Annotated in this window: 24 protein-coding genes, 1 tRNA gene and 1 pseudogene; 9 read left to right on the top strand and 17 right to left on the bottom strand. The window is 40.8% G+C overall.

Features of this window, described 5'->3' with window-relative positions; all coding sequences use genetic code 11:
- Positions 1-248: 248 nt before the first annotated feature.
- The 6 genes from carB to AT689_RS07535 all read right to left on the bottom strand — a co-directional run bounded on the left by carB (position 249) and on the right by AT689_RS07535 (position 7,712).
- Positions 249-3,425, bottom strand: a complete 3,177-nt coding sequence (gene carB, locus AT689_RS07560; protein WP_001844622.1) for a carbamoyl-phosphate synthase large subunit — start codon at positions 3,423-3,425, stop codon at positions 249-251.
- 312 nt (positions 3,426-3,737) lie between these two features.
- Complete coding sequence (locus tag AT689_RS07555; RefSeq protein WP_000166701.1) at positions 3,738-4,817, bottom strand: carbamoyl phosphate synthase small subunit; 1,080 nt, start codon at positions 4,815-4,817, stop codon at positions 3,738-3,740.
- 49 nt (positions 4,818-4,866) lie between these two features.
- Positions 4,867-5,790, bottom strand: a complete 924-nt coding sequence (locus tag AT689_RS07550; RefSeq protein ID WP_001293845.1) for an aspartate carbamoyltransferase catalytic subunit — start codon at positions 5,788-5,790, stop codon at positions 4,867-4,869.
- Between the two features lie 18 nt (positions 5,791-5,808).
- Positions 5,809-6,330 carry a bifunctional pyr operon transcriptional regulator/uracil phosphoribosyltransferase PyrR gene (pyrR, locus tag AT689_RS07545; protein ID WP_000850024.1) on the bottom strand — a complete coding sequence of 174 codons (522 nt, stop codon included), beginning with the start codon at positions 6,328-6,330 and terminating at the stop codon, positions 5,809-5,811.
- 210 nt (positions 6,331-6,540) lie between these two features.
- Positions 6,541-7,170, bottom strand: a complete 630-nt coding sequence (nth, locus tag AT689_RS07540) for an endonuclease III (RefSeq protein ID WP_000244451.1) — start codon at positions 7,168-7,170, stop codon at positions 6,541-6,543.
- The gene (locus AT689_RS07535) at positions 7,170-7,712 is read right to left on the bottom strand and encodes a YceD family protein (protein ID WP_000773235.1); all 543 of its coding nucleotides are present in this window, start codon (positions 7,710-7,712) and stop codon (positions 7,170-7,172) included. Before AT689_RS07535 ends, nth begins: the two co-directional genes overlap by 1 nt.
- A gap of 121 nt (positions 7,713-7,833) precedes the next feature.
- Here AT689_RS07535 and AT689_RS13705 point away from each other — a divergent pair.
- Positions 7,834-8,198: pseudogene (locus AT689_RS13705) on the top strand (helicase BlpT).
- A gap of 238 nt (positions 8,199-8,436) precedes the next feature.
- Positions 8,437-9,996 (top strand): ATP-binding cassette domain-containing protein, encoded by a 1,560-nt coding sequence (locus AT689_RS07530; protein ID WP_029710210.1) that lies wholly within the window; start codon positions 8,437-8,439, stop codon positions 9,994-9,996.
- Between the two features lie 43 nt (positions 9,997-10,039).
- On the opposite strand, the gene htpX is transcribed toward AT689_RS07530, so the two are convergent.
- A complete protein-coding gene (gene htpX, locus AT689_RS07525) occupies positions 10,040-10,939 on the bottom strand; it encodes a zinc metalloprotease HtpX (RefSeq protein ID WP_000895723.1) in 900 nt (299 codons plus the stop codon).
- Between the two features lies 1 nt (position 10,940).
- Positions 10,941-11,501, bottom strand: a complete 561-nt coding sequence (locus tag AT689_RS07520) for a LemA family protein (protein ID WP_000219847.1) — start codon at positions 11,499-11,501, stop codon at positions 10,941-10,943.
- A 93-nt stretch (positions 11,502-11,594) separates the two neighbouring features.
- On the opposite strand from AT689_RS07520, the gene rsmG reads away from it, so the two are divergent.
- Both rsmG and AT689_RS07510 read left to right on the top strand, forming a co-directional pair.
- The gene (gene rsmG / locus AT689_RS07515; RefSeq protein ID WP_000802934.1) at positions 11,595-12,308 is read left to right on the top strand and encodes a 16S rRNA (guanine(527)-N(7))-methyltransferase RsmG; all 714 of its coding nucleotides are present in this window, start codon (positions 11,595-11,597) and stop codon (positions 12,306-12,308) included.
- A gap of 302 nt (positions 12,309-12,610) precedes the next feature.
- Positions 12,611-13,894 carry a uracil-xanthine permease family protein gene (locus tag AT689_RS07510; RefSeq protein WP_000808288.1) on the top strand — a complete coding sequence of 428 codons (1,284 nt, stop codon included), beginning with the start codon at positions 12,611-12,613 and terminating at the stop codon, positions 13,892-13,894.
- A gap of 194 nt (positions 13,895-14,088) precedes the next feature.
- Here the strand turns inward: AT689_RS07510 and ffh are convergent, their stop codons facing one another.
- The 3 genes from ffh to AT689_RS07495 all read right to left on the bottom strand — a co-directional run bounded on the left by ffh (position 14,089) and on the right by AT689_RS07495 (position 16,472).
- A complete protein-coding gene (gene ffh / locus AT689_RS07505) occupies positions 14,089-15,660 on the bottom strand; it encodes a signal recognition particle protein (protein ID WP_000863631.1) in 1,572 nt (523 codons plus the stop codon).
- An 11-nt stretch (positions 15,661-15,671) separates the two neighbouring features.
- Positions 15,672-16,004: a putative DNA-binding protein gene (locus AT689_RS07500; RefSeq protein WP_000402071.1), complete on the bottom strand. Its 333-nt coding sequence runs from the start codon at positions 16,002-16,004 to the stop codon at positions 15,672-15,674.
- A 90-nt stretch (positions 16,005-16,094) separates the two neighbouring features.
- The gene (locus tag AT689_RS07495; RefSeq protein WP_001814693.1) at positions 16,095-16,472 is read right to left on the bottom strand and encodes a DUF1934 domain-containing protein; all 378 of its coding nucleotides are present in this window, start codon (positions 16,470-16,472) and stop codon (positions 16,095-16,097) included.
- A gap of 71 nt (positions 16,473-16,543) precedes the next feature.
- Between AT689_RS07495 and AT689_RS07490 the strand changes: the two genes are divergently transcribed.
- The 3 genes from AT689_RS07490 to AT689_RS07480 are packed head-to-tail and all read left to right on the top strand — an operon-like array spanning position 16,544 to position 19,708.
- Positions 16,544-17,848, top strand: a complete 1,305-nt coding sequence (locus AT689_RS07490; protein ID WP_001003469.1) for an HD domain-containing protein — start codon at positions 16,544-16,546, stop codon at positions 17,846-17,848.
- Between the two features lie 12 nt (positions 17,849-17,860).
- Positions 17,861-18,667, top strand: coding sequence for a sugar-phosphatase (gene yidA / locus AT689_RS07485; protein WP_000023524.1), 807 nt, complete (start codon positions 17,861-17,863; stop codon positions 18,665-18,667).
- A 42-nt stretch (positions 18,668-18,709) separates the two neighbouring features.
- The gene (locus AT689_RS07480; RefSeq protein WP_001009007.1) at positions 18,710-19,708 is read left to right on the top strand and encodes an SAP domain-containing protein; all 999 of its coding nucleotides are present in this window, start codon (positions 18,710-18,712) and stop codon (positions 19,706-19,708) included.
- 165 nt (positions 19,709-19,873) lie between these two features.
- On the opposite strand, the gene AT689_RS07475 is transcribed toward AT689_RS07480, so the two are convergent.
- The 6 genes from AT689_RS07475 to AT689_RS07450 form a co-directional block, all read right to left on the bottom strand.
- Positions 19,874-19,945: transfer RNA gene (locus tag AT689_RS07475), tRNA-Arg, on the bottom strand.
- A 41-nt stretch (positions 19,946-19,986) separates the two neighbouring features.
- Positions 19,987-20,334, bottom strand: a complete 348-nt coding sequence (gene rplS, locus AT689_RS07470) for a 50S ribosomal protein L19 (RefSeq protein WP_001068669.1) — start codon at positions 20,332-20,334, stop codon at positions 19,987-19,989.
- A gap of 118 nt (positions 20,335-20,452) precedes the next feature.
- The gene (gene crcB / locus AT689_RS07465) at positions 20,453-20,782 is read right to left on the bottom strand and encodes a fluoride efflux transporter CrcB (RefSeq protein ID WP_000237418.1); all 330 of its coding nucleotides are present in this window, start codon (positions 20,780-20,782) and stop codon (positions 20,453-20,455) included.
- Complete coding sequence (gene crcB / locus AT689_RS07460; RefSeq protein WP_000712098.1) at positions 20,776-21,150, bottom strand: fluoride efflux transporter CrcB; 375 nt, start codon at positions 21,148-21,150, stop codon at positions 20,776-20,778. Before crcB (AT689_RS07460) ends, crcB (AT689_RS07465) begins: the two co-directional genes overlap by 7 nt.
- Entirely contained in the window at positions 21,147-21,413 is a 267-nt protein-coding gene (locus AT689_RS07455) for a chorismate mutase (RefSeq protein ID WP_000362438.1), read from the bottom strand. The genes crcB (AT689_RS07460) and AT689_RS07455 overlap by 4 nt, the downstream gene beginning before the upstream one ends.
- Positions 21,414-21,528: 115 nt before the next feature.
- Positions 21,529-21,972 carry a flavodoxin gene (locus AT689_RS07450; RefSeq protein ID WP_001162129.1) on the bottom strand — a complete coding sequence of 148 codons (444 nt, stop codon included), beginning with the start codon at positions 21,970-21,972 and terminating at the stop codon, positions 21,529-21,531.
- 103 nt (positions 21,973-22,075) lie between these two features.
- On the opposite strand from AT689_RS07450, the gene AT689_RS07445 reads away from it, so the two are divergent.
- Entirely contained in the window at positions 22,076-23,011 is a 936-nt protein-coding gene (locus AT689_RS07445) for a DHH family phosphoesterase (RefSeq protein WP_000401777.1), read from the top strand.
- A gap of 95 nt (positions 23,012-23,106) precedes the next feature.
- On the top strand, positions 23,107-23,349 hold the full coding sequence (locus AT689_RS07440) for a type B 50S ribosomal protein L31 (RefSeq protein WP_000710764.1): 243 nt from the start codon (positions 23,107-23,109) through the stop codon (positions 23,347-23,349).
- The last annotated feature ends 54 nt before the right edge of the window (positions 23,350-23,403 follow it).

The raw sequence follows: 23,403 nt of genomic DNA, 5'->3' as shown, positions 1-23,403 counted from the left end.
GATAGAGGTTATTCAAAAACATAATTTTAGTAGAAAATGAAATACATATTCCCACAATAAAACGCATCATATCAAGGTTTTTGAAAAACCTTGATATGATGCGTTTTATAATTTTAAAGACTTTTTTCTATAGTAGATTGAAATAAGATGCGAACGAATCAATTAGAAAATTCAAATTAATTTCTAGAAATATTTTAGTATCCCTGTGTACTGTTCTAAATTCAGTCTGCTATATCTTATTTTTCTATTTAAATCGCTTCTGTAACAAAGCTACGACTTTCAAGTACCTTAAGCATGGCATTAGCTGTATCTAGCGCTGTGAAGAGGGGCACCCCGTGTTCAATGGCTGAACGACGAATTTGCTCACCATCTTCGTCAGCAGTTCGTTTTGTTCCTACTGTGTTAATGATAGCTTGAATTCTTCCTTTGCGTACAAAACTTGGGATATCCTTATCGTCATCACCAATCTTACCAACAGGTTGGGCTTGCAAGCCATGACTAGCAAAGAAGGCTGCTGTCCCTTCTGTCGCAAGGATTCCATAACCAATGTTTTGGAAACGACGAGCCAAGTTCAAGGCTTCTTCTTTGGCATCATCAGCGATGGTAAAGACGACATTACCAAAAGTTGGCAAGTGTAGATAAGAAGCTTCAAAGGCTTTATAGAGAGCTTTTTCCAAAGTAGCATCAGAACCCATAACTTCACCTGTTGACTTCATTTCAGGACCGAGCAAGCTGTCTACCTTAGCTAGTTTGGTAAAGGAGAAGACAGGTGCCTTGATATGAACACGGGTGCTTTCAGGGTAAAGTCCATTTTGGTAGCCAAGTTCTGATAAACTTTGACCAAGAATGAGCTTGGTCGCTACTTGAGCCATAGGAATATTGGTTACCTTAGATAGGAATGGAACGGTACGGCTGGCACGTGGATTGACCTCAATAACGTAGACTTTTTCATCCTTGATAACAAACTGGATGTTCATCATTCCAAGGCAGTGAAGACCGATTGCTAAGCGTTTGGTGTAGTCTGCGATGGTCTCCTGAACCTTTTGCGACAAGGTTTGTGGTGGGTAAACAGCCATTGAGTCACCTGAGTGGACACCAGCACGTTCGATATGCTCCATGATACCAGGAATGAGTACATTTTTACCATCTGAAATGGCATCAACTTCGCACTCTTGCCCAACGATATAAGAGTCGACAAGAACTGGATGGTCTGGACTAGCCTTAACAGCAGTTCGCATGTAAGAACGAAGGTCTTCTTCGTTTTCAACGATTTCCATGGCACGTCCACCAAGTACATAAGATGGGCGGACAAGAACTGGGAAGCCAATCTTACGAGCTGCAAGAACTGCTTCTTCTTCATTGGTAGCCGTTTGTCCTGGTGGCTGTGGAATATCCAATTCTTTGAGAGCTTGCTCGAAGAGGTCACGGTCTTCGGCACGGTCTAGGTCAGCAACCTGTGTACCAAGGATGGTCACACCTGCTTTTGCCAATGGCTCCGCAAGGTTGATGGCTGTTTGACCACCGAACTGAACGATAACTCCCTTTGGTTGTTCCAAGTCAATGACGTTCATAACATCTTCGAATGTCAATGGCTCAAAGTAAAGCTTATCTGATACAGAGAAGTCTGTTGAAACGGTCTCTGGGTTTGAGTTCATGATGATAGCTTCATAACCAGCTGCCTGGATAGCCTTAACAGAGTGAACGGTTGCGTAGTCAAACTCAACCCCTTGACCGATACGGATTGGACCTGAACCTAGGACAAGTACAGATTCTTTATCAGATCTGATAGATTCATTTTCCCAACCATAGGTTGAATAGAAATATGGCGTTTCGGAGTCGAACTCTGCCGCACAAGTGTCTACCATCTTATAAACTGGAACAATCTTGTTTTCCAAGCGAAGTTGGCGAACTTTATCATCAGTCGTTCCCCAGAGTTCAGCAATCTTACGGTCTGAAAAACCATTAAGTTTGGCTGTTTTCAAAACTTCTAGATCTTGTGGATGAGCACCCAATTCTTGCTCAATTTCAAAGATATGCAAGAGTTTATCAAGATAGAAGATATCAATTTTTGTAAGCTCTGCAATTTCTTCAGGTGTGTAGCCACGACGAATTGCTTCTGATACGTAGAAGAGACGGTCATCTTGGGCTTTGACAACCTTTTCAATCAAGGCATCATCAGAAACTGCTGCAAGTTCAGGTATTTCATTGTGGTGCACCCCAATTTCAAGGGAGCGGCAGGCCTTGAGAAGAGATTCCTCGATGTTACGACCGATTGCCATGACTTCTCCAGTCGCCTTCATTTGTGTACCGAGACGGCGTTCACCCTTTTCAAACTTGTCAAATGGGAAACGTGGAATCTTAGCAACTACGTAGTCAAGGGCTGGTTCAAACATGGCATAGGTTGAACCTGTAACTGGGTTTATAACCTCATCCAAGGTCAAACCTACTGCAATCTTGGCAGCCAACTTAGCAATCGGATATCCTGTCGCTTTAGAAGCAAGGGCTGACGAACGTGATACACGAGGGTTTACTTCGATAACATAATACTTGAAGCTGTTAGGATCAAGAGCTAGCTGAACATTACATCCACCTTCAATCTTGAGGGCACGAATAATGCTCAAGCTCGCATCACGAAGCATTTGGTTTTCATAGTCTGACATGGTTTGCGCAGGGGCAAATACAATGGAATCCCCCGTGTGAATCCCAACTGGGTCAAAGTTTTCCATGTTACAAACAACCAAGGCATTGTCAGCTGAGTCACGCATCACTTCGTATTCAATTTCCTTGAAACCAGCAATCGAACGCTCAATCAAACATTGGGTAACAGGTGACAATTTCAAACCATTTTCAGTGATTTCACGCAATTCTTTCTCGTTGGCACACATACCACCACCAGTACCACCAAGGGTAAAGGCTGGACGAACGATGACTGGGTAGCCAATTGTCGCTGCAAAGGCAACTGCTTCTTCTACTGTGTTAACAATTTCAGATTCTGGAATGGGTTGCTCAAGCTCTTCCATCAATTGTTTAAAGAGGTCACGGTCCTCCGCTTGGTCAATGGCAGACAATTTAGTACCCAGAAGTTCAACGCTAAGCTCATCTAAGATACCATTTTTAGACAATTCCATGGCCATGTTGAGACCTGTCTGACCACCGAGTGTTGGTAGCAAGGCATCTGGACGTTCCTTACGAAGAATACGTGTCACAAACTCAAGTGTAATCGGTTCAATGTAAACCTTGTCAGCAATTTCCTTGTCCGTCATGATGGTTGCAGGATTTGAGTTAACCAAAACAACCTCATAACCTTCCTCTTTCAACGACAAGCAAGCCTGGGTCCCAGCATAGTCAAACTCAGCAGCCTGACCAATAATAATCGGACCAGAACCAATCACCATAATTTTTTGAATATCAGTACGTTTAGGCATATATAAGATATTAAGGGCGTCAAGCGGACAAAGCTAAAATAGGAGTTATGACGAAGAACTGTCAGTTCTAGGAATAACTATCTTTTTAGCACCGTCCGTAGCCCGTATTCAGTTCAGCAAATACGGAGCACCCTTCTCCTTTCTATTCGTCGCCTCTCAGGGCGACATTAAATAAGATACAAAGGACGAATAGAAAGCGATTGAATTTTAAGAAATCAAGGAAGGATTGACAATCCAAGTTGGTTTCTCTAAATTCTGAGCTTTCCGTCCGTGTTCAGTTACATAAATTCTCCGACGAGCTTTTACTCGTTCTTAGTTTGATTGTTTAAAAACTTCCATCATCTCGATAAACTCGTCAAATAGGTAGCTAGCGTCGTGTGGCCCAGGAGCTGCATCTGGGTGGTATTGAACAGAGAAAGCAGGTTGGTATCTGTGGCGCACACCTTCCACTGACTTGTCATTGATTTCTTCGTGGGTAATAATCAAGTGCTCTGGCAAATCCTCGCGGCTGACTGCATAACCATGGTTCTGGCTGGTGAAGTCTACTCGTCCTGTTGCGATTTCACGTACCGCATGGTTGAATCCACGGTGGCCAAACTTCATCTTATAGGTCTTAGCCCCGTTTGCCATAGCAAAGAGTTGATGTCCCATACAGATACCAAAGATTGGAATTTTTCCTTGTACACCGCGAATCATATCCAGTGCCTGTGGAACATCTTCTGGGTTACCTGGACCGTTTGACAACATCACTCCGTCAGGATTGAGATGGAGAATTTCTTCAGCCGTTGTCGAATAAGGAACAACCGTCACATTACAGTTGCGCTTAGAAAGTTCACGTAGGATTGAGTGCTTGAGACCAAAGTCTACTAACACCACGCTCAAACCAACTCCTGGAGCTGGATAGGAAGTTTTAGTAGAAACCTGCTTAATATTATCTGTCGGCAATACTGTTGCTTGGAGCTGGTCAGTCACATGGTCCATACTATCTCCAACATGAGTCAAGGTTGCTCGCATAGTACCATGCTTACGAATAATCTTGGTAAGTGCACGCGTATCAATCCCTGAAATACCAGGAATTTTCTTGGCTTTCAAAAATTCATCCAAGGTCATTTGGTTGCGCCAGTTGCTTGCTCTACGCGCTTCTTCGAAAACAACAACTCCCTTACAAGTTGGAATAATAGATTCGTAATCATCACGGTTAATTCCATAGTTTCCGACCAAAGGATAAGTAAAGGTCAAGATTTGTCCATTATAAGACTGGTCTGTAATGGATTCTTGGTAGCCGGTCATCCCTGTATTAAAGACGATTTCGCCTGTTACATCAATATCTGCTCCGAAGGCCTTGCCTTCAAAAACTGTGCCATCTTCTAATACTAGAATTCTTTTTGTCATATTTTCACCTCTCGTGGACGCTCACTGGCGTCTTTTAACGTCTTGTGTTTTAGTTGGCGTTTCTACTCGCTAGTACGGATTCTAAGATTGCCATTCGAACAAAGACACCATTGGTCATTTGTTGGACAATCCGTGATTTTGGTGCTTCAACCAAGTGGTCTGCTATTTCTACATCACGATTGATTGGAGCTGGGTGCATGAGGATTGCTGTTTCTTTCAAACGATCGTAACGTTCTTGAGTCAAGCCATGTTGGGCATGGTAGTCTTCTTTTGAAAATACAGCTCCACTATCATGGCGTTCGTGTTGCACACGGAGAAACATCATGACATCAACCTGATCAATGATTTCATCAATGGTTACAAACTGTCCATAGTCTGCAAACTCTTGACTTCTCCATTCCTCAGGTCCAGCGAAAAAGAGTTCAGATCCCAAGCGTTTCAAAATCTGCATATTGGATTTGGCAACGCGTGAGTGGTCCAAGTCACCTGCAATAGCAACTTTAAGACCCTCAAAGTGGCCAAATTCCTCATAAATGGTCATCAAATCAAGCAAGCTCTGGCTAGGGTGTTGGCCCGAACCATCTCCACCATTGATGATGGAAGTCGTAATCGTTGGACTAGCAATCAATTCTCTATAGTAGTCGACCTCTGGATGGCGAATCACACAGACATCCACTCCTAAAGCAGACAGAGTCAAAATGGTGTCATAAAGTGTCTCACCCTTATTAACCGAACTAGTCTTCACATCAAAGTCAAGTCGTTCCAATCCAAGTTTAATCTCTGCGACTTCAAAGGACTTATGTGTCCGTGTAGAATCCTCAAAGAAGAGATTGGAAACAATCGGATGGTCTTCATAGGGAAGCTGGGCTCCATTTTTAAACTCAATTCCTCGCTTGATCAATTTCATTACTTGATCGACAGTGAGGTCTTCCATGGACACCACATGGTTCAATGCTTGTTGATTTTCTGACATGGCTACTCCTTTAACTTTCTAAGCTTCTTCAGTAATCAGAACTCTGTCTTGGTCATCAAGTTCTGTCATCTCTACGATGATTTCTTCAGAACGACTGGTTGGGATATTTTTTCCAACGTAATCTGGACGGATTGGCAATTCTCTATGTCCACGATCGACTAGAACTGCTAAACTCACACGCGCAGGACGACCATGACCGACAATATTATCAATAGCAGCACGGATGGTACGACCTGTATAGAGCACATCATCCACCAAGATAACTTCGCGGTCTGTCACATCGACAGAAACCAAAGAAGTATCTTCTCCACTTTTAACATCATCACGGAAAGGTTTAGTATCCAATTCCACAACAGGAACTGAAAGATTTTCTAACTGCTTCAAACGTTCTTGGATTCGGTGGGCAATAAAGACACCACGAGTTTTAATACCAGCCAAGACAATCTTATTCAAATCTTTGTTGCGTTCGATAATCTCATAAGTAATACGCGTAATCGCTCGTTTGACGGTCAATTCGTCTACAACTTCTTTTGTTTTCATGACAAACCTCCAAAAAGAAAAGTCTCCTTAAACAAGGAGACTTGAAATTTATAGCCAAGCGAGCCCTACTGCACACAGTATAGACTTCACCCTTCTACTTTATCGCGCTCCTTGCCTGCCTCACGGGACAGGTTTAAAGGAATATTTAGTTATCATTTACTATAGCACAAAGCATGCTTAAAATCAAGCAAAAAGTTTCAATGTAGCATCTTACAAATTGCTAAAATCATATAATTGTGGGTACTGGTCACACTCTGGATTTTTTGGATGGCAAATGGCTCTTCCAAAATAAATCATGGCCTGATGGGCAGCTAACCACTGCTCAGGCGGCAAGATATCCATGACCCGCTTTTCCACCTCAAGTGGCGTCGCTGATTTTTTGACAATATCGTGGTGTTTGCAAATACGCTCCACATGAGTATCCACTGCAAAGGCTGGAATCCCAAATCCTACACTCATGACAACATTGGCTGTCTTGCGACCAACACCTGCCAAACTCTCCAATTCTTCACGTGTCTGAGGGACTTGACCATCAAAATCGTCTAGTAACTGTTGGGCACATTTTTTAAGGAATTTAGCTTTATTCCGATACAATCCCAAGCGAGAAATATGTGAAGCAATCTCACTCTCTGTCGCTACAGACATAGCTTGGGGTGTTGGAAAGGCAACAAAGAGACCTGGTGTGGCCTTATTTACCGCTGCATCTGTCGTCTGGGCTGATAACATGACCGCAACCAGGAGTTCAAAATGATTGGTAAAATCAAGACTAGGCTTGGCATCTGGGAAGAGGGCAATGATTTCTTCTAGCACCTTTCGTGCTCGTTTTTTTGACAAGACCATTATTCATCTCCGTCAAATAGTCCTTGTAAGCCAGCAAAAGGACTGTTTTCTTCTTTCTTTACTGCTTGTTGAGCTTGGTATTCTTCCTCTGTCATGATTTGCCAGTCATTTCCTGAGACAAATCCTTGACCAGCTTCTTCTTCAGCCGTCAAGACCTTGATAGGAATGTTTAGCAGGATATTGTCTGATACACTCTCAGCAAGGTCAAGCTCCCCATTTTCGATGGGCAAGACCAAGTCATCATCTAAAACTTCTTGATCTAGCTGGTTAGTTGCGCCTTCCATGAAAACTTCCGTGACTGGATAAGATTCAACTAACTCAACTGGCTCCATACTGCGACTCGAAGCAAGAACAATGGTATAAGATAGTTGATAATCTAAGAAATACATACGGTCTTCATATTGTACTTTCCCAACTGCAAGGATATCTTTTACATCTAAAATTTCTTGATTACGTGCACGCAGGTCATCAACTAAATCTAACGTTTGTTCAAAGTTCAAACCTTCAGACTGCTTACGAATTTCTTGAATATTTAATTTCATACTTCCTCCATAAAGATTTACTCTCTTGATTATACCATGAAAAGGCTACAAATCAGCACACCAAACTTTGTAATTAAAATTCGAAATTTTAACATATTCACTATGACAGTTTTATTTTTTAGTGCTATACTATAGGGAAAGAGTACATCAGATCAAGGAGGATGCTCACACGGAAGACAAGAAACTCATTCAACTCCTATCCAAGTTAAATAAAAGCTACCAAAACTGTAAACAGGGTACGGCAGATGATATTCGACTACAAGAGCTGCTAAACACTACTATGCAAGAACTCAAAAAACGGAAAAGTTGAACAACAGTATCTTAATTGATCTTGAGAAATTTTACCAACCCACCAGTCCTATGATTGGACTGGGTAGCCTAAAACTAAACAATCAAGAACGCACTGCTTGGCGAAACTATGATAAAATCCATTACGAGCATGTCAAACACGTACTAAGTCTCTATAGACCTGTTTTTGGATTTTAGAGCATAGAATTTCCAGTTTTCTGTTGACAAAATTTCCTTAAAAGTATAGTATAAAGATACTAATACTAGGAGGTAAGGGAGACATGAACAACTAAGTCTATCAAATAAAGAACCTTTATTTAGTAGATCTTGTTTTTGTCTCTTTTTGTGTGCTCTTTTATGCCCTTTTTCTGGCATGTTAATAGAGTTTTTTTGACATAGACTTTGGGCTCTACTAGGTAAAGTAGAGCTTTTTGTTATGCACTATGAACATTCTAGAAAGGGCAATAGTATGATAAAAATCAATCACCTGACCATCACACAAAACAAAGATTTACGAGACCTTGTCTCTGACCTAAGCATGACCATACAAGACGGGGAAAAGGTAGCTATTATTGGCGAAGAAGGAAATGGTAAATCAACCTTACTTAAAACTTTAATGGGGGAAGCTTTGTCTGATTTCACTATCAAGGGAAACATCCAATCTGACTATCAGTCACTGGCCTACATTCCTCAAAAACTTCCCGAGGAGCTGAAAAAGAAAACTTTACACGACTACTTCTTTTTAGATTCTATTGATTTAGACTACAGTATCCTCTATCGTTTGGCGGAGGAATTGCATTTTGATAGCAATCGTTTCGCAAGTGACCAAGAGATTGGCAATCTATCAGGGGGAGAAGCTTTGAAAATTCAGCTTATCCATGAGTTAGCCAAACCCTTTGAGATTCTATTTTTAGATGAACCTTCAAATGACCTAGACCTTGAGACAGTTGATTGGCTAAAAGGCCAGATTCAAAAGACCAGGCAAACCGTTATTTTCATTTCCCATGATGAAGACTTTCTTTCTGAAACGGCAGACACTATTGTTCACTTGCGACTGGTCAAACACCGTAAAGAAGCGGAAACGCTAGTAGAGCATTTAGACTATGATAGCTATAGTGAGCAGAGAAAGGCTAATTTTGCCAAACAAAGTCAGCAAGCTGCTAACAACCAAAGAGCCTACGATAAAACCATGGAAAAACATCGGAGAGTTAAGCAAAATGTAGAAACTGCGCTTCGAGCTACCAAAGATAGTACTGCCGGTCGCCTATTGGCTAAAAAGATGAAAACTGTCCTCTCACAAGAAAAACGCTACGAAAAGGCAGCTCAGTCCATGACTCAAAAGCCACTTGAAGAGGAACAAATCCAACTTTTCTTTTCAGACATCCAACCATTACCAGCTTCTAAAGTCTTAGTCCAACTGGAAAAAGAAAATTTGTCCATTGACGACCGTGTTTTGGCTCAGGAACTGCAACTAACTGTCCGTGGGCAAGAAAAAATCGGTATTATCGGACCAAATGGTGTTGGGAAATCAACTCTGTTAGCCAAATTAAAGCAATTTCTGAATGATAAAAGAGAGATTTCCCTTGGTTTTATGCCACAAGATTACCACAAAAAACTGCAATTGGATTTATCACCAATAGCCTACCTCAGCAAAACTGGGGAAAAAGAGGAACTACAGAAAATCCAATCTCACCTAGCTAGTCTCAATTTCAGTTATCCAGAAATGCAGCATCAAATTCGCTCCTTATCTGGCGGACAACAGGGAAAACTCCTGCTTTTGGATTTAGTCCTGCGCAAACCAAACTTTCTCCTGCTGGATGAACCCACACGAAACTTTTCTCCCACTTCTCAACCCCAAATCAGAAAACTCTTTGCAACCTATCCAGGCGGTCTCATCACTGTTTCGCATGACCGTCGTTTCTTAAAAGAGGTCTGTTCAAGCATCTACCGCTTGACAGAACACGGTTTGGAGTTAGTTAATTTAGAAGATGTATAAATTTGCAACATAGCAAAAATCCAGAGACGACCTCTGGATTCTTTTACATCTGTTTTAAACGTTCAATCCGTTCTGAGATAGGTGGGTGGGTATAAAAGAGTTTTTGGAACCCCCCACCTTTCTTGGGATCATTGATATAAAGAGCACTGCTAGCATCATCGACGTGGCGACTCATAGGTTTGCTATTGTCCAACTTATCTAGGGCATTAATCATTCCCTGGGGATTGCGAGTCAGCTCGACACTAGATGCATCTGCCAGAAATTCCCTCTGACGAGAAATAGCGAGCTGAACCAAGGTTGCAGCGAGAGGTGCCAGTACAATAGCTAGTAGGGAAACCACTAGCATAATGATTTCAAGACCATTTCCATCTCGGTCATCATCACTTCGTCTGCGACCTGCTCCACCCCACCACATCATACGACCTGCCATACTAGAAAGCATGGTGATAGCACTAGCAAGGGCAACTGCAATAGTCGAAATACGGATATCATAATTACGAATATGACTGACTTCATGTCCCATAACAGCTTCTAGTTCTTCACGATTCATGATAGCTAGTAGACCTGAAGTCGCAGCAACAGCCGCATTTTGAGGATTAGAACCTGTCGCAAAGGCATTTAAGGCTGGATCATCAATAATGAAAATACGGGGCATAGGAATCTGAGCGACCAGAGCCATATCTTCCAGTACATGGTAGAGGTCTGGTGCCGTTTGCTCATCCACCTCACGCGCTCCATTCATGGACATGACAATCTCTGTCGATTGAAAAATCATAGACAAAGCGTAGATAAAGCCGATAATCAGTGCGATAACCAAACCACCAAGTCCAGATCTTATAAAGAGATAACCAACCGCATAACCAACAAGAGCTAAGAGTAGGAAAAATACCAGCAACAAAATCCAGGTTTTTCGTTTATTGCTTGCAATTTGATCAAACAACATCTTAGTCACCTAAACCGCTAAAATCAACTTTAGGAACCGACTTTTCCTCTTCAGGTGTTTGAAGGAAATCTGCCGCTTTAAATCCAAACATTCCAGCGATAATATTGCTCGGGAAAGTTTCTAATTTTACATTGTAGTTGCTGACAACACTGTTATAGAGTTGACGAGAGTAAGAAATTTTATTTTCTGTGTTTGTCAACTCCTCTTGCAATTTAACAAAGTTAGCACTAGCTTTCAAATCTGGATAGCTTTCTGCAACTGCAAAAATACCTGAAACCTGACGAGTGAGGGCATCACTGGCTTTCATAGCTTCTGCTGGTGAAGTCGCTGCCGCCACTTGGTTACGTAGTTCTGCCACCTTTTCAAGGGTAGAACCTTCATATTTGGCATAACCTTTTACAGTCTCAATCAAGTTTGGCAAGAGATCATTGCGACGTTTCAACTGAACATCAATCTGACTCCAAGCCTCCTTGGTTTGCATACGATTTTTAACCAAACCGTTATAGCTAACAATCACAAAAATAACAACAAGAGCTAAAACTCCAAGAATAATCCAAGTCATAATATAAGTCCTTTCTGCTTTTAGATTAGTACCAGTATATCAAATTTTCTATGATTGTGGTAAAATAAGATGATACTAAAGAAGGAAATAACTATGAAACCAAAAACATTTTACAACTTGCTTGCCGAGCAGAATCTTCCACTTTCGGACCAGCAAAAAGAACAATTTGAACGTTATTTTGAGCTCTTGGTCGAGTGGAATGAGAAGATTAATTTGACGGCGATTACGGACAAGGAAGAAGTTTATCTCAAACATTTTTACGATTCGATTGCACCCATTCTTCAAGGTTTGATTCCCAATGAAACTATCAAACTTCTTGATATCGGGGCTGGGGCAGGATTTCCTAGTCTACCAATGAAAATTCTCTATCCGGAGTTAGATGTGACCATTATTGATTCACTCAATAAGCGCATCAACTTCCTACAACTCTTGGCTCAAGAACTGGATTTGAACGGAGTTCATTTCTACCACGGACGTGCCGAAGATTTTGCCCAAGACAAGAACTTCCGTGCTCAATATGATTTTGTAACAGCTCGTGCGGTTGCCCGTATGCAGGTCCTATCTGAATTGACTATTCCCTACCTTAAGGTTGGTGGAAAACTATTGGCACTCAAGGCCAGCAATGCGCCTGAGGAGTTGTTAGAAGCTAAGAATGCCCTCAATCTCCTTTTTAGTAAAGTCGAAGACAATCTCAGCTACGCCCTACCAAATAGAGATCCGCGTTACATCACAGTGGTAGAAAAGAAAAAAGAAACACCAAATAAATATCCACGTAAGGCTGGTATGCCAAATAAACGCCCGCTTTAAATTTTTAAGTAAAAAAATATTTACAAAATCAACCTCGCTCTCTTATTTTTAGGCTCGGGAAAAAATGATTTACAAAATCAGCCTCGCTCTTTTATTTCTAGGCTCGGGAAAAAATGATTTACAAAATCATTTTTTTCTGCTATACTATCCTAAGCAAAGGTTTTTAATGTCATCCCGTGAGGTGACGAAGACGCAGAAATATTTGAAACTCTTTAAAGTCTAGATTTTAGAGAAGTCTTACTCTGAGGGCCTATTGCTGTAAAATAATGGGCTCTTTTCTGATGCCCAAAAGTGAGGTTTATATGAAACAAGAATCAACTGTTGATTTGTTACTAGACGTTGACCAACGTCCTTCGGATGGAAAAGGAATTCTCCTTAGTTTCCAACACGTTTTCGCCATGTTTGGTGCGACCATCTTGGTACCATTGATTTTGGGAATGCCTGTATCTGTTGCCCTTTTTGCTTCAGGTGTTGGAACACTCATCTACATGATTGCTACTGGTTTTAAAGTTCCAGTTTATCTAGGTTCTTCATTTGCCTTTATCACAGCTATGTCACTGGCTATGAAAGAAATGGGGGGGGATGTATCTGCTGCCCAAACAGGGGTTATCTTGACTGGTTTGGTCTATGTCCTTGTTGCTACCAGCATCCGATTTGTAGGAACAAAATGGATTGATAAACTCTTGCCACCAATCATTATCGGTCCTATGATCATCGTTATCGGTCTTGGACTTGCAGGTTCAGCTGTTACCAATGCAGGTCTTGTAGCAGACGGAAATTGGAAAAATGCTCTGGTAGCCGTTGTTACTTTCCTAATTGCTGCCTTTATCAATACAAAAGGAAAAGGCTTCCTACGAATCATTCCATTCCTCTTTGCCATTATCGGTGGTTACCTTTTCGCACTAACTCTTGGCTTGGTTGACTTTACACCAGTTCTTAAAGCCAACTGGTTCGAAATTCCTGGTTTCTACTTGCCATTTAGCACAGGTGGTGCCTTTAAAGAGTACAATCTTTACTTTGGTCCAGAAGCCATCGCTATCTTGCCAATCGCTATCGTAACAATTTCTGAACATATCGGAGACCATACTGTTTTGGGTCAAATCTGTGGTCGTCAATTCTTAAAAGAACCAGGTCTTCACCGTACTCTTCTTGGTGACGGTATCGCAACTTCTGTTTCTGCCTTCCTTGGTGGACCAGCCAATACAACTTACGGAGAAAATACAGGGGTTATCGGTATGACTCGTATCGCTTCTGTCTCAGTTATCCGTAACGCTGCCTTCATCGCGATTGCCCTCAGCTTCCTTGGTAAATTCACTGCCTTGATTTCAACTATTCCAAACGCTGTACTTGGTGGTATGTCAATCCTTCTCTATGGGGTTATCGCCAGCAATGGTTTGAAAGTCTTGATTAAAGAACGTGTTGATTTCGCTCAAATGCGAAACCTCATCATCGCAAGTGCTATGTTGGTTCTTGGACTTGGAGGAGCTATCCTTAAACTTGGTCCAGTTACACTTTCAGGTACTGCCCTTTCAGCCATGACAGGAATCATCTTGAACTTGATCTTGCCATACGAAAATAAAGACTAAGAGTCTAAATACACCTAATCCACTCAGACAGCTGAGTGGATTTTTCGCATACCATAATAAAAGTGTCTTAACAAAATTATTAAAATCAAAAAACGTATAATATCAGATATTCTAAAACCTTGATACTATACGTTTTATCATAGAAATTTTTACTTTATTTTCTCATCAAATGAGATTTGCATCAATCTCTTGTCTTACTTGCGTTTCTTCTTCGCTTTCTTCATTTTGTTAGCCATACGTTTCATGGACTGTTTCATGGCAAATTCACCAATTTTACCTTTCAAACCGCCACCAAACATCTGGCTCATATCTGGCATTCCTGCTCCTCCGAGAGCTGATAAGTCAGGCATACCGCCTTGTCCCATCATTCCTTCAAGGGCAGACATATCCATTCCTCCCATATTTGGCATATTTTTAGGAAGGTTATTTGGATTAATCCCCATTTGCTTCATCATTTTATTCATATCCCCAGACATAACACCCTGCATGAGCTGTTTAGCCTGGTTAAAGTCCTTGATGAATTTATTGACTTCGACGAATGTATTTCCAGAACCAGCAGCAATACGACGGCGACGGCTTGGATTTAACAAATTTGGGTTTTCACGCTCTTCAGGTGTCATCGAAGACACAATGGCACGTTTACGAGCAATCTGGCGTTCATCCACCTTCATGTTTTGAAGGGCTGGATTGTTGGCCATACCTGGAATCATCTTGAGCAAGTCTTCCATCGGCCCCATATTTTGCACCTGATCTAATTGATCGATGAAATCATTAAAATCAAAGGTGTTTTCGCGCATCTTCTCAGCCATTTCAAGGGCTTTTTGTTCATCGTATTCCTGAGAAGCTTTCTCAATCAAAGTGAGCATATCCCCCATACCAAGGATACGGCTAGACATGCGGTCTGGGTGGAAGGTTTCAATGTCCGTAATCTTTTCACCTGTACCAGTGAACTTGATTGGTTTTCCAGTAATGTGACGAACAGACAGAGCAGCACCACCACGAGTATCGCCATCAATCTTGGTAAGGATGACCCCAGTCACTTCCAACTGAGCATTAAACTCACGCGCAACATTGGCTGCTTCCTGACCAATCATAGCATCAACGACAAGCAAGATTTCATTTGGTTGAGCCAATGCTTTCACATCACGAAGCTCATTCATGAGGAGCTCATCAATCTGCAAACGACCCGCAGTATCAATCAAGACATAGTCGTTATGATTAGTTTGGGCTTGCTCCAAACCTTGACGTACAATCTCAACAGCTGGTACTTCTGTTCCAAGTGCAAAGACAGGCACATCAATCTGTTGTCCCAAGGTCTTAAGCTGGTCAATGGCAGCTGGACGATAAATATCCGCCGCAATCATCAAAGGACGAGCATTTTCTTCTTTCTTGAGTTTGTTGGCCAATTTACCAGCAAAGGTTGTTTTACCAGCCCCTTGTAAACCAACCATCATGATGATGGTTGGAATCTTAGGTGACTTGATAATTTCTGCCGTATCAGAACCTAAAACGGCTGTCAGTTCCTCATCAACGATTTTAATAATCTGTTGCGCAGGATTAAGTGTATCAATGACCTCATGCCCGACTGCACGCTCACGAACTTTCTTGATAAAGTCCTTTACAACAGGCAAGGCAACGTCGGCCTCGAGCAAGGCCAAGCGAATTTCTTTGGTTGCCTCTTGGACATCAGATTCAGAGATTTTTCCTTTTTTACGTAGATTTTTAAAGACGTTCTGCAAACGTTCTGTTAAACTTTCAAATGCCATTTTTCTTCCTCTTATTCTCTATTATCAATGCTTGTTAAAATTTCTATCTGCTCCTGCAGAAAGTTATCCTTGGGATAGCGCTCCAAAATCTGATCAAAAATCTGACTGCGGACAATATAGTCCGAGTACATGTGCAATTTCATCTCATAATCTTCCAGAATCTTTTCTGTTCGCTTGATATTGTCATAGACAGCCTGACGACTGACACCGAACTCCTCGGCAATTTCAGCAAGGCTGTAATCATCAGCGTAGTAGAGCTCGATATAATTCATTTGCTTATCTGTCAAAAGCGCCGCATAAAATTCAAAGAGCGCATTCATACGATTGGTTTTTTCGATTTCCATAACTTTTATTATACCAAAAATTAGCCTAATCTACCACACTAGGAAACCGATCCAAGAAGATAGATAGCTAAATTTGAAAAAGACATGAGCCTAGCCCCAAGTAATTTCCAATTGATAGCTGGCAAAAGGATGTCCCTCTTGATTTTGTAGTTGATAATCTAGTTCAATCTTTTGCCTATCAACTTGATAATGGCTCGTTTGGATGATAAACTCCTGCATGCCCATAGGTGTAGGAATATAGGCTAAACTATCGCTATTCTTTAGAAAGCGCATAATGGTCTTGGGATTAGAAAATCGGCTCATCACAAGTTCTTGACCATGAAATTTAATCACTACTTTTTCCTTTTCCTCATTATAGAAAAGCAGGTAGCTATAATCTCCTTTTTCATGCACTTCCACATCATAAAGCTGGTCAATCACTTCCAACTGCTCATCAAACTGAATTGTATTTCGCATCCGAATCTTCACATCAGGCCCTCTTTCTTGTCTCTTGTCCTACTATTTTACCAAAAAGAGCAGGATTTTGCTATAATGGTCATATGAACGAAAAAGTATTCCGTGACCCAGTTCACAACTACATCCATGTCATTAATCAAATCATCTATGACTTGATTAATACAAAAGAATTTCAGCGTTTGCGCCGGATCAAACAACTGGGAACTTCCAGTTATACCTTCCACGGTGGAGAACACAGTCGCTTCTCTCACTGTCTAGGAGTCTATGAAATTGCACGACGCATCACAGAGATTTTCGAAGAAAAATATCCTGAGGAATGGAATCCTGCCGAGTCTCTCTTGACCATGATCGCTGCTCTCCTACATGACCTTGGGCATGGCGCCTACTCCCATACTTTTGAACATCTCTTTGATACAGACCATGAAGCTATTACTCAGGAGATTATTCAAAGTCCTGAGACAGAGATTCACCAAGTCTTGCTACAAGTAGCGCCCGATTTTCCAGAGAAAGTTGCCAGTGTCATAGACCATACCTATCCTAACAAGCAGGTCGTACAACTCATTTCTAGTCAGATTGACGCAGATCGCATGGACTATCTCTTGCGTGACTCCTATTTTACAGGAGCATCCTATGGGGAATTTGACCTGACTCGAATCCTCCGAGTCATTCGTCCTATCGAAAATGGTATCGCCTTTCAGCGCAATGGCATGCACGCCATCGAAGACTATGTCCTCAGTCGCTACCAGATGTATATGCAGGTCTATTTCCACCCAGCAACACGCGCTATGGAAGTTCTCCTACAGAATCTTCTCAAGCGCGCTAAGGAACTCTACCCTAAGGACAAAGACTTCTTTGCACGAACTTCCCCACACCTCCTGCCTTTCTTTGAAAAAAATGTGACCTTGTCTGACTATCTGGCTCTAGATGATGGTGTGATGAATACCTACTTCCAGCTCTGGATGACCAGTCCTGACAAAATTCTCGCAGATTTATCGCAACGCTTTGTCAACCGCAAGGTCTTTAAATCCATTACCTTTTCACAAGAAGATCAAGACCAACTCGCTAGCATGAGAAAATTGGTTGAGGACATTGGCTTTGATCCCGACTACTATACTGCCATTCATAAGAACTTTGACCTCCCTTATGATATCTATCGTCCCGAATCTGAAAATCCACGGACACAGATTGAGATTTTACAAAAGAATGGAGAACTGGCCGAACTCTCTAGCCTGTCTCCTATCGTCCAATCCCTTGCTGGTAGTCGTCACGGAGATAATCGTTTCTATTTTCCGAAAGAAATGTTAGATCAAAACAGTATCTTTGCTAGCATTACCCAGCAATTTTTATACTTGATTGAGAACGATCATTTTACCCCAAATAAAAACTAGAAGAGGAAATTTATGAGTATTAAACTAATTGCCGTTGATATCGACGGAACCCTTGTCAACAGCCAAAAGGAAATCACTCCTGAAGTCTTTTCTGCCATCCAAGATGCCAAAGAAGCTGGTGTCAAAGTCGTGATTGCAACTGGCCGCCCCATCGCAGGTGTTGCCAAACTTCTAGACGACTTGCAGTTGAGAGACCAAGGTGACTATGTGGTGACCTTCAATGGTGCCCTTGTCCAAGAAACTGCTACTGGCCATGAGATTATCAGCGAATCCTTGACCTATGAGGATTATCTGGATATGGAATTCCTCAGTCGCAAGCTCGGTGTCCACATGCATGCCATTACCAAGGACGGTATCTATACTGCAAATCGCAATATCGGAACATACACTGTACACGAATCAACCCTCGTCAGCATGCCTATCTTCTACCGTACCCCTGAAGAAATGGCTGGCAAAGAAATTGTTAAATGTATGTTTATCGATGAACCAGAAATTCTCGATGCTGCGATTGAAAAAATACCAGCCGAATTTTACGAGCACTACTCTATCAACAAATCTGCTCCTTTCTACCTCGAACTCCTTAAAAAGAATGTAGACAAGGGTTCAGCTATTACTCACTTAGCTGAAAAACTAGGATTAACCAAAGATGAAACCATGGCTATCGGAGACGAAGAAAATGACCGTGCCATGCTGGAAGTCGTTGGCAACCCTGTTGTCATGGAAAATGGAAATCCAGAAATCAAAAAAATCGCCAAATACATCACTAAATCTAATGATGAATCTGGCGTTGCCCATGCCATCCGTACATGGGTACTGTAAAAGTATCATTTTTCAATAAGAATTGATTAGCAATAAAATCCAATGAATTTTTTTAGCAAACTATTTAATTTAAAACAAAATAATCATAATAGAGACACAAATTCTGATTGTAACAATTTTTACCTAAACAAATTAGAGTGCGGCCTTACTCCTGGGCAACTCATACTCATAGATTGGACTCAAAAAACAGGGAGAAATTATAATTTCCCAAGATATTTTAAATACTCTCTTCAAATTGACCCTGAATCTACACACAATCAATTATACAAATTAGGATACTTCACTAAAAATAAGACTTTATCATATCTTAAAGTAGTAGAATTAAAAACTATATTATCTAAACATAATTTAGCTACTTCTGGAAAAAAAGCAGAATTAATTACAAGAATAATTAATAATATCAACGTTGACAAATTAGATATTCCGTTCGAATTTAAACTAACAAAAGAAGCACAAAATCTTATTATCGAACATAGTGACTATATCAAAGCATACTATGATAAAGACATAAGTATGGAAGATTATTGTAAAGAAAAAAACAATATCTCTTTTAAAGCAACTTTTGGTGATATAAAATGGAGTCTCTTAAATAAACAAGCTCATAGGAATACTGTATCAGGAGATTTTGGATGCTTATCTAACACACGAAAGGCTCAGGGAAGACATTTGGAACAAGAAGGTAATATTAAACATGCTTTAATATATTACATAGAATCTTTGATAATTACTATTTCAGGATTAGAAAACAATTTTTCAGCCACTGATTATCCAGTATATTATCCCGATTCGATACCTGACTACTCACTAAAACATATTCAAACATTAATGGAATCATTATCTGATGACGATTATGATTTTGCTTTTGATGAAGCATTATTTCGCTTCTCAATTTTGAATGCAAATCATTTTTTATCTAAGGAAGATATTGACTATTTAAGAGTTAATTTACCTCGTTCCACTGCTGAAGAAATAAACAATTACTTAAAGAAATATGAATGTTATAGTCCTTTAAATAATTTAGAACTTGACGATTTTGAATAAATTGACTATACAAACATTTATATACTCGATATAGTCTCAATTTTATCTGATGATTGCCCAAATTTTTCAATAATAAAACGCATAATATTATGGAGACAATCCCCTATATTATGCGTTCTTTTAATATCAAAGACTTTTTGACAAACTTCTTTGATATCTAATTACTGCCCCCTGCAGGAATCGAACCTGCAACTACTCCTTAGGAGGGAGTTGTTATATCCATTGAACTAAGGGAGCTAGATAAAAACTCTGCTGAAAAGCAGAGTTTTTTAGTCGAATTAACGACGGATTTCTTTGATACGAGCTGCTTTACCTTGAAGAGCACGCAAGTAGTACAATTTCGCACGACGTACTTTACCGTAACGAACAACTTCGATTTTTTCAACACGTGGAGTGTGGATTGGGAAGATACGCTCAACACCTACACCGTTAGAGATTTTACGAACTGTGTAGTTTTCTGAGATTCCAGCACCTTTACGTGCGATAACAACACCTTCAAAAATCTGGATACGTTCGCGGTTACCTTCGACAACTTTCGCGTGTACACGAACAGTATCACCAGGACGGAATGATGGGATATCTGTACGAAGTTGACCTTCAGTCAAGCTTTGGATTAATGGATTCATTTTATTCTCCTATCTTTGTCAATCTTGAGGAATCTTCCTCAGCGGATAAACTGTATTTTTGTGCGTCCATTACACACAAGATACAGTTTACCAAATTTCTAAAAAAAAGTAAAGAAATTTATAGCAAAATTCCTAAAAAAATCGCAACCAAACCACCTATGTAAGTCAAAGTCAGGTAAGAATAAAAGACCTTCTTATCACTTAGCAGTCTTTGAAGTTCGTCATTCAAGGTCGAAAAAGTTGTTAAACCGCCACAAAATCCTGTTGCTAGAATAGCATATACTTCCTTAGACTCTACATGATTGTAGAATACTCCAATTAAAAAACAACCTAAAAGATTAGCTATGAGCGTTCCGAGTGGCAATTTAGAAACTTGATTATAGCGAGAAAAGAAATACCGTACGAGTGCTCCCAAGCCACAGGCGATTGCAAGATAGACGATTACCATTTCTTCCTCCCCAAATAGTAAGCTAAAAGCAGGCCTCCACCGATACTCAAAAGCAAATACAGTATCAAACTAAGATAACGCCCTGTATCAAGCAGCTTCACAGTATCAAGCATTAGGCTGGAAAAAGTTGTTAAACCTCCGCAAAAACCCGTCCCCAGTGCTAAAATCAAGCCCTTACTAGTCCCCTTATAGACCAGATAGCCCTTGACAAGATAAATCAAGCAGAAAATTCCCAGATAGTTGACAAAGAGAGTGCCCCAAGGAAAGTCTGGACTGGCTGGTAACCAGGTGGAAACTAGATATCGGACAAGTCCGCCCAACATAGCAGCTAGAAAAATTCCTAGCGGATAAAATTGTTCTTTTTTCATTTGATATTTTGATCCTGATAATCACGCGAACGTTTGAGTATGTCCGAAAAAGTCGCTACAATAGTCTCCTGATAGCGCTTGTCCTCTACACGACTCCCAACCTTTTCAAAAATAACTTCTTCTCTCTTAGTATCTAAAATCGGTTTACCTGAAGCTTTCTTATAAGCAACCACCCCCTCAACTAAATGCATTCGTTCTTCTAACAGTTTGACAATTTGGTCGTCGATTTGATCGATTTCTTGACGAATAATATCTAAATCCATACAGTCTCCTCCTTTATTTGAATTATTGTATCAAAAAGCCATCAATTAGGCTAGTAAAATCCCAACTCTCGATAAGAAAAATGCACTGATTGATTACATCAGCGCACTTTTATGCTTATCCTACTTTAGCAACCAATTCTTCTGCGAATTGTTCCAAGCGTTCAATATCTTCTTCCTCGGCAGAAAGATCAACTTTAACACACTCTGAACCTTTTTCTGCTCCTGTTGACACAAAGACACGGTCAAAGTCATCAACAGCCTTACAGAATTCATCGTAGAAGGTATCTCCTGAGCCGACCACTCCGTAGATTTTGCCATTCAAGTTGAGATCTGCTAGGTCTTCGTAGAAGTCCATCATCTCATCTGGCAATTCACCATCACCATAAGTATAGGTCGCAACGATAGCGATGTCTGCTTCCAAGAAGTCTGAAGCGTCAACAGTTGTACATTCATCAACATCAACATCCAAGCCCAAGTCACGTAATTTGTCTGCTACAATATCTGCAATTTCTTCGGTATTACCGGTCATACTGGCAAATACAATTTTTGCTAATGCCATATCGTCCTCCTCAATTTATCTTTCTCCATTATATCACATCTTTTTCATTTTAAAAATAAAAATTCTTGTGCTACAATGAAATGAGAAAGAATTGAGGTTATTTATGGAGATTTGCCAACAAATTTTAGAAAAAATTAAAGAATACGACACCATTATCATTCATCGTCATATGAAACCAGACCCTGATGCCTTGGGAAGTCAGGTGGGATTGAAAGCCTTGCTGGAACATCATTTCCCAGAAAAAACCATCAAAGCCGTCGGTTTTGATGAACCAACTCTTACTTGGATGGCTGAGATGGATCTTGTTGAAGATAGGGCCTACCAAGGCGCACTTGTCATCGTCTGTGATACAGCTAATACTGCTCGTATCGATGATAAACGCTATAGTCAAGGTGATTTTCTCATTAAGATTGACCACCATCCAAATGATGATGTATACGGTGACCTGTCTTGGGTCGATACTAGTTCAAGTAGCGCTAGCGAGATGATTACCCTATTTGCCCAAACAACCCAACTAGCCTTGGCAGATCGCGATGCTGAGTTGCTCTTTGCAGGAATTGTCGGTGATACAGGTCGCTTCCTCTACCCTTCTACCACTGCACGGACTCTTCGCCTGGCTGCTTATTTGAGAGAACATAACTTTGACTTTGCGGCTCTCACTCGCAAAATGGACACTATGAGCTACAAAATTGCTAAACTGCAAGGCTACATCTACGACCATCTGGAAGTGGATGAAAATGGTGCTGCTCGCGTTATCCTGAGTCAAGAAGTCTTGAAACAATACAATGTAACCGATGCTGAAACTGCAGCCATTGTAAGTGCACCTGGGCGTATTGATAGTGTTAGTCTCTGGGGAATTTTTGTGGAACAGGCTGATGGCCACTACCGCGTTCGCTTACGCAGTAAAATCCATCCTATCAATGAAATTGCCAAGGAACATGATGGTGGAGGCCACCCTCTAGCAAGTGGTGCTAATTCCTATAGCCTAGAGGAAAACGAAATCATCTACCAAAAGTTAAAAAACTTGCTTAAAAACTGATAAAATACTTGCCAAACTTTTCAGAATCTGATAGACTAGTATGGTAACAATCTATGGCTCGCAAAGAGACCATGGCAGAAAGGAAATATTGCAAAATGAAAAAAGATATCCATCCAGAATATCGCCCAGTTGTCTTCATGGACACAACTACTGGTTACCAATTCCTTAGCGGTTCAACAAAACGCTCTAACGAAACAGTTGAGTTCGAAGGCGAGACTTACCCATTGATCCGTGTGGAAATTTCATCAGACTCACACCCATTCTACACTGGACGTCAAAAGTTCACTCAAGCAGATGGACGCGTGGATCGTTTCAACAAAAAATACGGTCTCAAATAATGATAAGAGAACAGTTTCGGCTGTTCCTTTTTGTTTCTTGAAATCAACTGCTGT

Origin of the sequence: Streptococcus pneumoniae (assembly GCF_001457635.1) — a bacterium.
In the GTDB taxonomy this organism is placed as follows: Bacteria; Bacillota; Bacilli; order Lactobacillales; family Streptococcaceae; genus Streptococcus; species Streptococcus pneumoniae.
The sequence above is the reverse complement of the archived record's forward strand: the minus strand, read 5'-3'. Positions and strand labels throughout refer to the sequence as shown.